The 15,256-nt window shown below is 36.7% G+C and carries 11 protein-coding genes; 9 read left to right on the forward strand and 2 right to left on the reverse strand.

Annotation, left to right across the window (positions count from 1 at the left end; genetic code table 11):
• Window positions 1-168 precede the first annotated feature (168 nt).
• Window positions 169-519, forward strand: coding sequence for a VOC family protein (locus ACN6NE_RS20870; RefSeq protein WP_474327014.1), 351 nt, complete (start codon window positions 169-171; stop codon window positions 517-519).
• 61 nt (window positions 520-580) lie between these two features.
• Here the strand turns inward: ACN6NE_RS20870 and ACN6NE_RS20875 are convergent, their stop codons facing one another.
• Both ACN6NE_RS20875 and ACN6NE_RS20880 read right to left on the reverse strand, forming a co-directional pair.
• Window positions 581-1,672, reverse strand: a complete 1,092-nt coding sequence (locus ACN6NE_RS20875; RefSeq protein WP_025751972.1) for an AI-2E family transporter — start codon at window positions 1,670-1,672, stop codon at window positions 581-583.
• A 109-nt stretch (window positions 1,673-1,781) separates the two neighbouring features.
• On the reverse strand, window positions 1,782-1,976 hold the full coding sequence (locus ACN6NE_RS20880) for a twin-arginine translocase TatA/TatE family subunit (RefSeq protein WP_474327017.1): 195 nt from the start codon (window positions 1,974-1,976) through the stop codon (window positions 1,782-1,784).
• 520 nt (window positions 1,977-2,496) lie between these two features.
• Between ACN6NE_RS20880 and uxaC the strand changes: the two genes are divergently transcribed.
• The 8 genes from uxaC to ACN6NE_RS20920 all read left to right on the forward strand — a co-directional run bounded on the left by uxaC (window position 2,497) and on the right by ACN6NE_RS20920 (window position 15,165).
• Entirely contained in the window at window positions 2,497-3,918 is a 1,422-nt protein-coding gene (uxaC, locus tag ACN6NE_RS20885) for a glucuronate isomerase (RefSeq protein ID WP_474327019.1), read from the forward strand.
• 47 nt (window positions 3,919-3,965) lie between these two features.
• A complete protein-coding gene (locus tag ACN6NE_RS20890; RefSeq protein WP_474327021.1) occupies window positions 3,966-5,348 on the forward strand; it encodes a glycoside-pentoside-hexuronide (GPH):cation symporter in 1,383 nt (460 codons plus the stop codon).
• 102 nt (window positions 5,349-5,450) lie between these two features.
• Window positions 5,451-6,464: a LacI family DNA-binding transcriptional regulator gene (locus ACN6NE_RS20895; RefSeq protein ID WP_474327023.1), complete on the forward strand. Its 1,014-nt coding sequence runs from the start codon at window positions 5,451-5,453 to the stop codon at window positions 6,462-6,464.
• 116 nt (window positions 6,465-6,580) lie between these two features.
• Window positions 6,581-8,044 carry a tagaturonate reductase gene (locus tag ACN6NE_RS20900; protein WP_474327025.1) on the forward strand — a complete coding sequence of 488 codons (1,464 nt, stop codon included), beginning with the start codon at window positions 6,581-6,583 and terminating at the stop codon, window positions 8,042-8,044.
• A gap of 12 nt (window positions 8,045-8,056) precedes the next feature.
• Window positions 8,057-9,547, forward strand: a complete 1,491-nt coding sequence (locus ACN6NE_RS20905) for a UxaA family hydrolase (protein WP_474327027.1) — start codon at window positions 8,057-8,059, stop codon at window positions 9,545-9,547.
• A 42-nt stretch (window positions 9,548-9,589) separates the two neighbouring features.
• Window positions 9,590-10,987: a glycoside hydrolase family 28 protein gene (locus ACN6NE_RS20910; protein WP_474327029.1), complete on the forward strand. Its 1,398-nt coding sequence runs from the start codon at window positions 9,590-9,592 to the stop codon at window positions 10,985-10,987.
• 773 nt (window positions 10,988-11,760) lie between these two features.
• Window positions 11,761-13,716, forward strand: a complete 1,956-nt coding sequence (locus tag ACN6NE_RS20915; RefSeq protein WP_474327031.1) for a beta-galactosidase — start codon at window positions 11,761-11,763, stop codon at window positions 13,714-13,716.
• An 84-nt stretch (window positions 13,717-13,800) separates the two neighbouring features.
• On the forward strand, window positions 13,801-15,165 hold the full coding sequence (locus ACN6NE_RS20920) for a glycoside-pentoside-hexuronide (GPH):cation symporter (protein WP_129708340.1): 1,365 nt from the start codon (window positions 13,801-13,803) through the stop codon (window positions 15,163-15,165).
• Window positions 15,166-15,256 lie beyond the last annotated feature (91 nt).

A 15,256-nucleotide genomic window follows, 5' to 3' on the forward strand; every position in this document is an offset into this window, starting at 1 on the left:
ATATACATCTGCTGCGTAGCTTATGTAAGGAGGATAACTCTGTTCGCAAGACTACTAATTCTGCTGCGGAGTTTAATGGATGAATAGCAAGCAATTTAAAATAAAAGGATATCAGCGGTTAAAAGAGAATACTTTCTAAAACTACTAAACATACCCTGGAGGTCATAAATGAACCCTATATTAAATGAAGTAGGCACGATTTTTATTCCTGTAAAAGATATAAAAAAAGCACGAGACTGGTATTGTGACGTGCTAGGTTTGCGGGCAGATGGAGACATTTTATACGATCATTTATATGTGATACCTATGAATGGAACAGGAATTGTATTAGATAGCAAAACTTATTCAAAAAATACGCTTTTTAAAACGCCGGCTTTTCATTTGAATACAAACGACATCAAAGAAGCTTATGAGTATATGAAACAGAAAAAAGTAGAGCTAACGACAGGAATTGAACATAATCACTGGTTTACATTTAAAGATCCAGATGGAAATCATCTTATGGTGTGTGAATGCTGAACCTATGGAACAATAAAAGGACCTTCAAGAGAAGGTCCTTTTATTGTATTGCCTTTGCATTTTACAACTTGATAGATTTGTTTCTGAATTGAATCATCCTTACAATATTTATCACAATTGTTTTTGTTACAGCATAAGCCGGAATCGCTAAGATCATTCCGAGTATTCCTGCAATATTACCCGCAACAAGCAATAAAATAATAATTGTTAAAGGATGAGTGTTTAATTTCTTTCCAATTACCAGCGGAGAAATAATGTTCCCATCGAGCTGTTGAACGATGACGACGACGATAATTACTAATATCGCTTTTGTAGGAGAGTATAATAAACCTACGATTAAAGCAGGTGCTACGCCAATAAAAGGGCCGACGTACGGGATAATATTAGTAAGGGCTCCTATTAATGCGAGTATCAATGCATAGGGTAAACCGATGATAAGGTAACCAATGAACGTACTAATACCGACAAATAAACAAACGAGCATTTGGCCTTGAATATAAGTAGCTAGCGTATTTGTTGTTTCTTTCATTGTACGCAACGTTTCTTTCCGGTAAGAAGCAGGAACCATACGCAGCGTATTTTTACGAAGTTTATGGCTGTCTTTAAGCATATAAAAAAGAATGAAAGGAACGGTTACAACCGTAAGTGTAATATTTGTTACGACGCTTAAAACAGATGAAATACTGTTTGTGAGATTCGTAGGTAAAGTAGACGCGTAGTTTAAAAGTGACTCTTCAATATGATCGAGGGACACATATTTTTGTTCAACGAGCCAGTTAAACCATCTTGAGTTAGATAAATCATTTATGTACTCTCTCGTTTCTACAATGTAAGACGGAATATTTTTAGCCAAATCAGTTAATTGTTTAGATAAAGTAGGTCCCACACCGCCTACAATAGAAGCAATTACGCCGATAAAAACAACGTATAATAGTAAAATGGCCAGTGTTTTTGGCACTTTTTTTCTTGTGAGAAATGACACAATTGGTTCGAATAAAAAGAAAAGAAAACCAGCTACAAGAATAGGGAAAAACAAAGTGGAGATAAATACACCGATTGGTAGAAAAACAAACGAAATATGTTTACAAATGTAAATCAGTAAAGCAATCATTAATAGTTCTAATGTCCAAAAATGCAGTTTCGATTTAAACAAAAAGTTACCTTCTTTCTTTACTATTTTTTACTATCATACATCAAAAAAGGAACCCACTGCACGTGAAAAGTGGGTTTTTTAGTCTATATAACTTTTATTTACATAAAAATTAGGATTTTTCCTCTTTATCTTTAGTGGTACTCTCTGGAGTTTGTTTGTCGTCATCCTGTATAATTCCTTCCGCCGCATTTTTAAATTCTCGCAGGGAATGTCCAAATGCTCGTCCTATGTCCGGTAATTTACTTGGTCCAAATACAATTAAGGCAGTAATCCCGATTACGACCATGCTTGTGGCTCCTGGCATGATATCCTCTCCTTTAAAAACAATGAATATATAAAATTTAAAAAGAGATAGTAAATAAAGTGCACGTTTATACTATTCACTTTTCTCTTTAAAATTCCTTTATTTTAAATGATGCGAAAATAAGGTACAGCGATTATGTATGATTTAAAGGCTTGTTGTGATACTTTTTTCTTTTGCATGCGAAGCTAATTATAGCATCAAAGACAGTCCTTCGTTTTATTAACCTTATATAAGCTCTATATAAAAAAATCTCCTTTAATTCTTATAGAAACATATAATAAACCTTATTTTTTAAAATGAAAAATCATTATGTGAAAACAAGGAAAGAAAAAATTGAAAAATATAAAGATAAATTGTTGTAAAATTTAGAAATAAGTAATAGAATTAAATAAAATGTTAACGTTAACATTTTTAGTATTGAAGATTATATCTTATTAATATAGTTATATATGAATAAAAATATTCATCAGTTTATGTATTTTTGTTAACGTTAACAAAAAAAGTGAAGGAGTGAATAGGAATGAAAAATTTTATGGATGACAATTTTTTATTAACAAATGAAACAGCAGCACACTTGTATAATACTTACGCAAAAGATATGCCGATTATTGATTATCACTGCCACTTGAACCCTCAGGAAATTTATGAGAATAAACAGTTTAAAACGTTAACTAACGTTTGGCTAGATGGAGATCACTATAAATGGAGACTGATGAGAGCCAACGGAATTGAAGAAGAAAAGATAACAGGATCAGCGAGTGACTATGAAAAATTTCTCGCGTGGGCTAAAACAGTTCCGATGACAATTGGGAATCCGCTATATCATTGGACGCATCTAGAGTTAAAGCGCTTTTTTGATATTGATGAAATATTAAATGAACATACGGCACCGTTTATTTGGGAAAAAGCAAACGAGAAATTACGCAGCGGTAAGTTTGGTGCAAGAGATCTTATTGCACGTTCTAACGTCAAAGTTATTTGTACAACGGATGACCCGACAGATTCATTAGAGTATCATATGAAACTAAGAGATGTGCAAGAGTTTGAGACTCAAGTACTTCCAAGCTTTCGTCCGGATAAAGGGCTTGAAATCAATCAAGAAGGGTTTAAGAGCTGGATTGCAAAGCTGCAAGATTGTTCACAGCATTCCATTCACACCTATGATGATTTGTTAAAAGCTCTTGAAAGTCGAGCTCGTTATTTCCATTCCATGGGCGGGCGTTTATCTGATCACGCACTAAATAAAATGGTATATACGAAGACTTCGAAAGAAGAAGTTTCGGAGATTTTCTTAAAAGCCTTAAAAGGTGAAGGCGTAAGTACTGAAGAAGAAAGTAAATACAAGTCATATACGTTAATCTTTTTAGGGAAGCTGTATAATGATCTAGGTTGGGCAATGCAATTTCACCTTCATGCTCTTAGAAACAATAACACAAAAATGTTTCACCAGTTAGGGCCGGATACAGGGTATGACTCGATGTATGACGGACAAGTGGCAGAGCCTCTCGTGAAGCTTCTTGATCAAATGGACGTACAAAATAGTTTGCCAAAGACGATTTTATATTCGTTAAATCCAAAAGATAATTATGTATTAGCAAGTATAATTGGCAGCTTTCAAGGAGACGGCATCCCTGGCAAACTGCAGCTCGGCACGGCTTGGTGGTTTAATGATCAAAGAGAAGGTATGTTAGAACAAATGAAAGCGTTATCAAACATTGGGTTATTTAGTCGTTTTATCGGTATGTTAACAGATTCCCGAAGTTTTCTTTCATATACAAGACATGAATATTTCAGAAGACTAGTATGCAGCTTAATCGGTACGTGGGTAGAAGAAGGGGAAGTACCTAATGACCAACAGCTGCTTGAGCAAATTGTAAAAGGAATATGTTATGAAAATGCTAAAGACTACTTTAGCTTCCCAGCCTACACGCTGCAAAATTAAAGACGCAAAATAGTTTAAAGAATTGCAAGGGGAGAAGGGGGATTACCATGAGTGTTGTGGCAACAGAAAGAAAGGTTGAAATAAAAGTAGAAGAGAAAAATCTTAGTGTAAAAGAAAAAATATCTTATGGTATGGGTGATTTTGGTAACGGTTTCATGTTTGATTTAGGGCAGTTGTATTTGTTGAAGTTCTTTACAGATGTGGCAGGCATCCCTGCCGCAGCTGCGGGAGGAATTTTTCTAGTAAGTAAGTTATTTGCGGCAGTTTGCGACCCAATTGTTGGTTCCTCCATTGATTACCGAAAAAACATAGGTGCTAAAGGGAAATTCCGGCCGTATTTACTATTCGGAAGTATGGTGTTGGCCATTTTAACCGTACTCACTTTTATTTCTCCAAACCTTTCACCGGCGGGTAAATTAATTTATGCGTACGCTTCTTATATGATTTGGGGAATTGGCTATTCATTTGTCAATATTCCATACGGATCGCTAGGCGCATCCATGACTCAAAATACTTCTGATCGCACGTCTCTTGCTGCTTTTCGTCAAACAGGATCATTAGGTGCACTGTTTGTAACCAGCATTGCTGTTGTACCGCTCATTCTGTTATTTCCAAATGAAAAAATCGGTTATCCCGTTGTCATGGGAATTATGTCGGTCATTGGAATCATCGCTTTTTATGTATGTTATCGCAATTGCAAAGAACGCATTGTCGTAAAAGAGAGTCCAAAAGAAAAATTATCAGTTAAGTCTATTTTTAAAACGTTTGTAAGTAACAAACCTCTTTTAATTTTAGTGTTTATGACGGTATTTACCATTTCAGCTTACAATATTAAATCAGCTATGCTTATTTACTTTGCACAATATAATTTAGGAAATGTTAAATTGATGGCTTACATGAACTTTATTATTATTGGTTCATCCTTTCTAGGAGTCATTATGCTGCCAAAGCTTGTTAGCCGATTTGGAAAAAAACAAGCGGCAATGATTGGCTTAGGAATCAGTATTGCAGCGGACACAGTGAATTTCTTTATGCCTTCTAACGTCGTAATTTTTACGATTTTAGCAAGTATTGCTTTTATAGGTATCAGTATTCCCAACGGGATTACCTGGGCATTTGTATCAGATATCATTGATTATGGTGAATGGAAAACAGGCGAAAGAAAAGAAGGCACAACGTATTCACTGTTCAACTTTTCTCGAAAGCTCGCTCAATCGCTATCCGGCTTCTTATCAGGTATTGGTTTAGGGTTAGTTGGGTATATCCCAAACGTGGCACAAAAGGCAGGTACATTAGTGGGGATTAAAAGTTTGCTGTTACTATATCCTGCTATTGCTTTATCCATTGCTGCAGTGATTATTGGTTTTATGTATAAGCTAACGGATAAGAAACACGCGGAGATTGTTCAAGATATTCATGCTAGGCCTTAGTCAAAACTGTCATAACATTCACCATTTGCTTATTATTCCTACTAAGTTGTGATATCCTTATAATAAAAATCGATACTGATTCATTAAAGGAAGGTAAATGAAATGGGTGTTACAATTAAGGATATTGCAAAACTAGCAAACGTATCACATACAACGGTTTCACGTGCATTAAACAATAGTCCGCTTATTAAAGAAAAAACAAAAAAGAAAATTTTAGATATTGCAAATACGCTTAACTATATTCCTGATTATCATGCGAAAAATTTAGTTCTACAAAAATCTCATACAATTGGATTGTTTTTTACGAGCATGGCAAACGGTACGTCACCAAGTTTTTTAGTGGATAGTATTAGAGGGGTAAGTAAAGTAATTGATGTTCAGTATAATTTATTTGTAAGAGGCATTGACGATTATGATGATTATACGTATATCAATAATAAACGTTTTGATGCGATTATTTTAATGAGTCAAAGCGATCGTGATAACACTTTTATATATAACGTAGTAGAGAAAGGAATTCCCTTAATTGTACTTAACCGCCAAGTTGACGATTCATCGATTATTAATATTCTTTCAAATGACAAAGAAGGAGCTTACAAGGCCGGCGAGTATTTGATTGAATTAGGTCACAGAGATATTGCGATCATAGAAGGAATAGAAGGCTTTAAATCAACTCAGCAGCGTAAGGAAGGATTTCTTAGCTCGTTAATTGATTATAATGTTTCTATTCGCCAAGAGTATATGATTCAAGGAAATTACGATATGCAAAGCGGATATGAAGGAATGAAAGCACTGTTGAGGTTGAAGCAGCCGCCTACTGCTGTTTTTTGCTCAAATGATGATATGGCAATCGGTGCGATGAATGCTGCATTCGAGTCTGGGCTAAACGTACCCAATGATATCTCAATTATTGGATTTGATGATATTGAATTAGCCAAATACACCACTCCTTCATTAACAACCGTTAAAAGACCAATTGAGAAAATCAGCATGACCGGAGCAAAAGCAGTTTTATCACTAATGAACAAAGATGACAAAAATATGCTGCAAAATAAAGTTTTGATTAATACCGAATTAATGGTTCGCCAGTCTGTAAAGTCACGCTCATCTATGTAGCCGGTTATGTAGTATAACCGGCCCAAAAATGTTAACGTTAACATTTTTAAAATTAAAATAATATAAAAAGCTATAAAAATAACAATGTTAATGTGTGCAAAGAAGGAGATGCTAACATGAAGTTAAACCGTCAGATACAAGTTGACACACGTATATACCCGGAAAAAATTCTACAGTTTGGAGAAGGGGTATTTCTAAGAGGGTTTGCTGATTGGCAAATTCATCAAATGAACAAACGAACTGAATTTAATGGCAGTATAGTAGCCATCAATCCACGAGTGACCGGAAATGCAGGTAAATTGAATAAGCAAGACGGTTTGTTTACGGTTTCTCTTCAAGGGATTCAAGGCGGTAAAGCAGTCAAAGAACATGAAGTGATTGAATCCATTAGCCGCGGTCTCAATCCATATGAAGACTATGAGGCGTATATTCAATTAGCAGAGAAAGAAGAGCTAAGATTTCTGATTTCTAATACAACAGAAGCAGGCATCGCATTTTTAGAAGAAGATCGCTTGGAACATACCCCGCAAACTAGTTTTCCAGGTAAGGTCACGGCATTTCTATATAAGAGGTTTAAAGCTTTTCAAGGAGATCCAACCAAGGGACTTATTATCCTTCCGTGTGAGTTAGTGGAGCGAAATGGGGACTTGCTGAAGGAAATGGTATTACGCTATGCCGACAAATGGAATTTAGAAGAGAAGTTTATCGAGTGGGTCCACGAAGCAAACGCTTTTTGCTGCACTCTTGTTGATCGAATTGTGCCAGGTTATCCAAATGATGAAAATACGCTCAATGAACTGAGTTATGAAGATGAGTTTTTGGTTATTGCAGAGCCATTTTACTTATGGGTTATTGAGGGACCAGAGTGGGTGAAAGAGGAGTTTCCCGCGGAAGAAGCTGGTTTACATGTGAAATTTGTGAACGACATTGCACCGTATGCGCTGCAGAAAGTCAGAATTTTAAACGGTATTCATACTGCTATGATGCCTGTTGCGTATTTAGCGGAACTAAATACGGTCAGAGAAGCAGTCGAAGATGAAGTAATTGGAACGTTTATTCAAAAGTGTCTATATGAAGAAATTATTCCTAGTTTATCAGTTTCGGAAGAAGAGTCTTTGTCATTTGCTAAATCTGCATTAGAACGCTTTCAAAATCCGTTTATTCATCACGAATTAATGAGCATCTCTTTGAACAGCATGACAAAGTTTAAAACGCGAAACATCCCAACTCTTAAAGAGTACGTTGAAAAGAAAGGAGCGCTGCCTGTCTTGCTTACATTTTCTCTCAGTGCCCTCATTTCTTTTTATAAAGGGAAAAGAGAAGGAGAAAAAATTGAACTATCAGATGACCCTACAGTTCTAGAAATGTATGAATTTCTTTGGAATACGTATGACGGTACTGAAAAAAGCATTTCTCACATTGTAAAAGAAGTGCTGGGATATAAAGAGCATTGGGGAGAGGATTTAAATATGATTCCTAGCTTAACAGGAGCCGTAACAAATGGAGTCTTAGCTATTGAAACTTTTGGAATGAAACAGGCAATGAAAGAAATTCTCTATGTAACCGCAACTAAACAGTAAGAGGTGAAGCATATGAAAGAAGTAATTCGTATTCATCAGGAAGATAATGTAGCAGTAGCTTTACGAGATTTTTTAGCACAAGAGAACCTTATGGTTGATGGAAAAGAAATTTCTCTAAAAGAAGAAGTGAAACGGGGCCATAAAATAGCTCTTACGTCAATTTCAGCGGGCGGCAACATTATAAAATATGGCTTTCCAATCGGGCATGCGACTCACTCTATTTCACCTGGTGAATGGGTGCATACGCATAACACAAAAACAAATTTAAATAATGTTAACGAATATGAATTTCATCAAAAGTTAGCAGCTCCTAAAGAAAAAAAACAATCGCTAACGTTTAAAGGATATCGCCGCAAAAACGGAGATGTTGGAATTAGAAATGAGCTCTGGATTGTTCCAACGGTAGGATGCGTCAATGGTATAGCCGAACAAATGATTAAACAATTTCAAAAAGAAATAGGGGATATCTCGCCTTTTGAGCATGTAACCGTTCTAAAACACAATTACGGATGTTCTCAGCTCGGTGACGATCACCGTAATACAAGAACCATGCTTACGAGAATGGTACAGCATCCAAACGCTGGAGGAGTATTAGTATTAGGGCTTGGATGTGAGAATAATAGCTTAACAGAATTTAAACAAGCGCTAGGTACAATTGATGAGAGCAGAGTGAAGTTTTTACAATCTCAAGACGTCGAGGATGAAGTTGAGGCAGGAGTCGCTTTGCTAAAAGAAATTTATGGTGCTGCTAAAGACGATAAAAGAGAAGACGTTGATATTTCAAGGCTGAAAGTAGGTCTTAAATGCGGTGGATCAGATGGATTATCAGGTATTACAGCAAATCCGCTGCTCGGCAAATTCTCTGACTGGCTCATTGCTCAAGGAGGCACAACGGTTTTAACAGAAGTGCCTGAAATGTTTGGTGCAGAAACCCTGCTGATGGAAAGAGCGGTTGATGAACAAACGTTTAATAAAATTGTTCATTTAGTTAATGACTTTAAAACCTACTTTCTCAATCACAACCAGCCGGTATATGAAAATCCTTCTCCTGGGAATAAAGCAGGCGGCATTACGACGTTAGAAGATAAATCACTTGGCTGTACTCAAAAAGCAGGCACGGCCCCAGTCGTAGACGTGTTAAAGTACGGAGACAGCTTACAAATTAACGGTTTAAATTTACTAAGTGCTCCTGGAAATGATTTAGTTGCCTCAACTGCTTTAGCCGCTTCAGGGTGTCATATTGTACTGTTTACAACAGGAAGAGGAACGCCGTTTGGAACGTTTGTGCCCACTATGAAAATTTCCACAAACACCGCTCTTTATAACAAAAAGCCGCACTGGATTGATTTTAATGGAGGAGTGCTGGTTGAAGGCGACACGGAAGAAGCTACGTTAGAAAGCTTTATTGAGTACATGATTGGAGTTTCTAGCGGAGAGCTTGTAAATAATGAAAAAAATGATTTTAGAGAAATGGCCATTTTTAAAACAGGCGTTACTTTATAAATAAGTCGGTTACTAGATTGTTAAACGAAAGGAGAAGAGCAAGTGAAAAAATATGTGCTTTCTTTGTTTGTGATGACTTTTATGCTTGTTTTACCTTTTTCTGCCCAAGGGGAAGCTCTTTCAGCAAGTGAAAAAATAACGGCGATTAAAGAACAAATTCAGCCTCCTTCATTTCCAAACCGTACGTTTAATGTTAAGCGGTACGGAGCAGCAGGAGATGGAAAATCTGATTCAACCGCCGCTTTTAAAAAAGCAATCGAAGCGGCTAACAAAGCAGGAGGAGGGCGGGTTGTTGTTCCACCAGGAACTTATGTTACCGGTGCGGTTTATTTAAAAAGCAACGTAAATCTTCATATAATGAAAAAAGCTACGATTAAGTTTAGTCAAAATCCTGACAAATACTTACCTGCTGTTTTAACAAGATGGGAAGGCGTGGAGCTATATAATTATTCACCACTTATCTATGCTTATAACGAAAAAAATATTGCGATTACAGGAGAAGGTACGCTAGACGGGCAGGGTGATAACGAACATTGGTGGCCGTGGAAAGGGAAAAAGGAGTTTGGATGGAAAGAAGGCGAGCCGAATCAACAGCAAGATCGCGATTTGCTGTTTAAAATGGCAGAAGAGAAAGTCCCTGTTAAAGAGCGCGTATTTGCTAAAGGGCACTATTTGCGACCTAGTTTTATTCAGCCTTATCACAGCAAAAATATCATGATAAAAGGTGTGACCATTTTAAATTCGCCAATGTGGCAAATCAACCCTGTCCTAAGCGAGAACATTTTAATTGATGATGTAAAAATTATAGGTCACGGTCCTAATAATGATGGAGTAGACCCTGAATCGAGTAAAAATGTGCTTATTAAAAATTCTTATTTTGACAATGGAGATGATTGTATTGCGATTAAGTCGGGACGTAACGCAGACGGAAGAAGAATCAACGTACCAAGTGAAAATATTATTATTGAAGGAAACGAAATGAAAGATGGCCACGGGGGCGTTGTGATCGGCAGCGAAATATCAGGAAGCGTCCGGAACGTATTTGCTCAGTACAATGTTATGGACAGTCCTAATCTAGACCGGGCGCTGCGCATTAAAACAAATTCAGTGCGCGGCGGTACGATTGAAGATATCGACTTTAGCAACAATACGGTCAAAAGCGTTGGCAGCGAAGTGATTCAAATAGATATGTACTATGAAGAAGGAGACACAGGGAATTTTACACCCGTCGTTCGTAATATCAACATAGAAAATTTGCAAAGCAACGGAGGCAAATATGGTGTATGGATTCGAGCTTACGAACGTTCTCCTGTCACCAACCTGACGATTCGCCATTCTAATTTCCAGCATGTTGCAACCCCATTGTTAATGGAGAATGTAAAGAATCCTGTGTTTGAAGAGTTTTGTATAAATGGAAGCTGCATGAACACAAACCGGTAAAAGGTGTGTTTATAATCAGCTGCAAGTCAGAGCTGGGACAACAGTATTTTAGCACAAAAAGTATCCGCACAATTAATCGAGAGAATTGATTAATTGTGCGGCCTTTTTTTGTTGTAATAGTGAAATCAGGTTTAATGTGGTATTTGCTTCTAGCTGTTAATTGCAGGGAAATCAACGGCGGTGTAACAAGCAGTCGAGCTCATTTATCCCATGTGTGCGTCTTTAGATGGAATTGATTTCGTTATGTCTCAATCTCTTTCATGTTAATGCTTCAAAACATGTACATAAATGATGTGTCTATGTATTAATAATGGTAAAAAACTGCTCTGTAATTTTTACTATTTTATAGAGGAGTCAAATGAATCTTACTAGTTGATAGATCACATGTGTAAAAGATATCACTTTTGATCATTGTTTTCTAAGCAATTTATTACCTGAATGTGGATATGGAAGGTACAAGGGAAGGTACATGAAAGAATTATAAAAACATTTGTCTTTGTAAGCGTTTTATTCTTTGTTTTAATAAAGAGCAAAAAAAGGATGTTTTTCTCTAAAATTTTACCATTGAATATTTTGAATAAAGTTCATAAAATAAACTTGTAAGCGTTTTAAAAGATTAGGAAGTATGTATCTTAAAAGTTGAATAGAGAATCATTTATGAAGAAACGAAATGTGATTTTTTTGCTTTTGATCACCGTTTCCAAGAATCCCTCAACAAGTAACAGCAAAACGTTCATTTAATGAAATAAAGAAATAGATAGGAGTAGAGAAAAATGTACATCGGCGTCGATTATTACCCTGAACATTGGCCAGAGAATATGATAGAAGAAGATATCCAAGGCATTAAAGAGCTAGGATCAAACATGGTGAGAATAGGAGAGTTTGCTTGGCACCTTATGGAGCCTAAAGAAGGGCAATATGACTTTTTATTTTTTGATAGCGTTATCAATAAGCTTAAAAAACAGAATATTAATGTTATGTTTGGTACGCCTACTGCCACTTTTCCGGCTTGGCTTGCGAAACAGCATCCTTCTATTTTATCAAAAGATGAAAATGGGGCGGCCAGGGCGTTTGGAGGAAGACGTCAATATTGTTTTAATTCTCCTCTTTACCGGCAGTATAGCGCTCAGATTACAGAACAACTTGTAAGGCACTACAGCTTAGAAGAAGCAATCGTAGCATGGCAGGTTGACAATGAATTTGGTCATGAAGGCAGTGATATGTGTTACTGCGAACAATGCCATAAAGAGTTTCAGCAGTTTTTGGAAAGAAAATATGAAGATATTAATGAGTTAAATGAGAAGTATGGCACTATTTTCTGGGGACAAACGTATAACGACTTTACCGAAGTGCCTATGCCTGTAAAAACAATTACGACACACAGCCCTTCATTAAAGCTAGACTGGGCGCGCTTTCGCTCTTTTTCGTTAAACAGATACGCTCACGAACAAACAGCGATTGTGAAGAAATATAAAGGTGATCACCAGCTGTTGACAACGAACGTATCAGGAGGCTTCTTTGATAAATGGTTTGATCATGAAGAAAATCTAGAAGTAATGGACTTTGTATCCTATGACAATTATCCGGTATGGGGCGGTCAAACAGAGCCAATTACCCCGGCTCATATTGCACTAGGGCATGATTTTAATAGAGGCTTGCTACATAAAAACTTCTGGATTGTAGAGGAATTAATGGGCGCTCAAGGTCATGATGTCATCGGTTATCTTCCGCGACCTAACCAGGCAAAGATGTGGTCTTATCAGGCTTTTGCTCATGGATGTACGAATATGCTGTATTTCCGTTGGCGCGGAATGACAAGAGGAGCTGAGCAATACTGCTATGGAGTTGTAGGTCACGATAATTACTACGGAAGACGCTACAAAGAAGTTCAGTCGTTATTTAGTGAAATCGTTCATTACGAACATGTACTGAAATCTGATATTAAATCGGATGTTGCCGTTTTATATGACTATGAAAATATATGGTCATGGCGCTTTCAGCAGCAAAGTGAAGGATTTGACTTTACGCAAGAGCTTCTTAGAGGATATACACCGTTTTATAAGTTGAATACACCTATTGATGTTATTCCTGCTGCAAGAGATTTTTCAAGCTATAAAGTACTGGTTGTTCCGGCTTTGCAAATAATTGATGAAGAACTAGGTAAGAGATTTACTGAATTTACTGAAAACGGCGGCGTGATTATTTTTACTTTTAGAACCGGTATTAAAGATAAACAAAATAACATTCACTTTAAACAGACACTGCCCGGATATGTAAAAGAAATAACAGGGATTGAAATTCATGAAGTGGAAGCACTGTCTTCTACTCAAAAAGCAGCTATTAAAGGGGTAGGACCGTATGAAGGAGAACAAGCAAGTGCTTCCGTGTGGAGAGACATTATCACGCCTGTAACAGCTGAAGTGCTGTATGAGTATGATGATCCATTTTATAATCAAGCGGCTGTAACAAAAAATCAGTTTGGTCGCGGAACGGTTTATTATGTAGGCTGTGGAATTGAGGAGCAAACGTTTGAAAAAATTGCGCTTGATATTGTAAAACAACAGCATATTGAGCATAGAGAAAGTGAAGATGGAATTGAAGTATATCCTCGCAAGCTTGGAGAGAAGAGTTATTACTTCCTTATGAACCATACGCCCGAAGTAAAAGTATTTAAAGATATTGTTCTGCAGCCTTACGAAAGTCGAGTTGTGGAAAATATACAGCCGTAATAGAAGATTAGAATCTCATAAAGCAATGAGATTCTAGTCACCAATGATATGAAAGCGTTTTATAGGAGAAGGGAGTTAAGTTATATGAGCATGGGTGTACAGTCAAAAGTTTCTCTAAAAACCGTATTATCATACGGAATGGGGAGTTTTGGAAACAATATTATTTATGCATTAACAAGTACATATTTAATGATTTTTTATACGGATAGCGTAGGATTAAATGCTGCAGCTGTAGGAACTTTATTTCTTATTGCTAGGATATGGGATGGAATTGCAGACATTATTATTGGAATGATTGTTGATAATACAGAAACGAGATTTGGTAAGTTTAGGCCTTACCTGTTAATAGGCGGATTTTTTGCAGCTGTTGCTACAGTCGCGTGTTTTATTAGTCCTGATCTTTCTCATACAGGAAAATTAATTTATGCTTATATCACTTATATCGCGTGGGGAACAAGTTTTGCTATCATGGATATTCCCTATTGGTCGCTTTCAGCAACGATTACACAAGATGTAAAAGAACGAAATAAAGTAGTAGCTTTTCCTAGAACCATTGCAGCAGTAGGGTCTTTGTTTGCTAGTTTATTAACTCTTCCACTAGCTCATTATTTTGGAAACTGGTTTATGCTTAGTCTTATTTATGCGTGTATCTTAATGATTACAATGATCATCACATTTTCAGGAGTAAAAGAAAACTATACCGTAAAAAGACAGGAAAAGCAGACGCCAAAAGCAGTTTGGAACTTATTTATTCAAAATAAACCGTTGCGCTATTTGATTTTCTCAATGCTTTTAGTTGAAACGATTTTAACAATTCGAACCACGTTTTCTATTTATTATTTTAAATATAATTTAAATGCAGAGAACATCGCGTCTCTTTACTTAACCTTATTTTTTACAGCACAAATTGTAGGGGCGATCGCGTCTCCTTTTATTTCAAATAAATTTGGAAAGAAACGTGCAGCAATAGGGGGAATCGCGCTAAATGCTGTAGCCACTCTTACAATGTTTGTAACCGGTTTTCACGTTATGCCGGTGATGATTTTAAGCTTTTTAGCTTCTTTCGGCGGTGGAGTTAGCAACATTGCTCAAACATCTATGCTCGCTGACTGTGTAGAATATGGCGAATGGAAAACGGGGAACCGAGCAGAAGGAATGGTTTTTTCTACAAATATTTTCAAAACAAAGGTTGCTTCAGCAGTGGGTGGAGCAGTAGGCGGATATATCCTTTCAGCAGTAGGATACGTGCCAAATCAAATTCAGTCACACAGCACACTTATTTGGATTGCTTTAATCTTTACAATCATTCCCGGGATTCTTTGCTTGTTATCACTTGTCCCACTCGCAAAATATGAGTTGACGGAAAAGAGATATTTAGAAATTTTACAGGATATGAAAAAGCGCTCAAGCCGCCTAAAAGAAAAACCGGCTATGAAAGTGTCTAGCTAATTCAAATCAGCACAAACATTGTACACAAAAATAACAAGAAAAAAAGACTGCATTTTCTCAGCTCCTCTTGCTATGATGTCAGGTAGACAGA

This window comes from Priestia sp. 53B2, assembly GCF_056099005.1.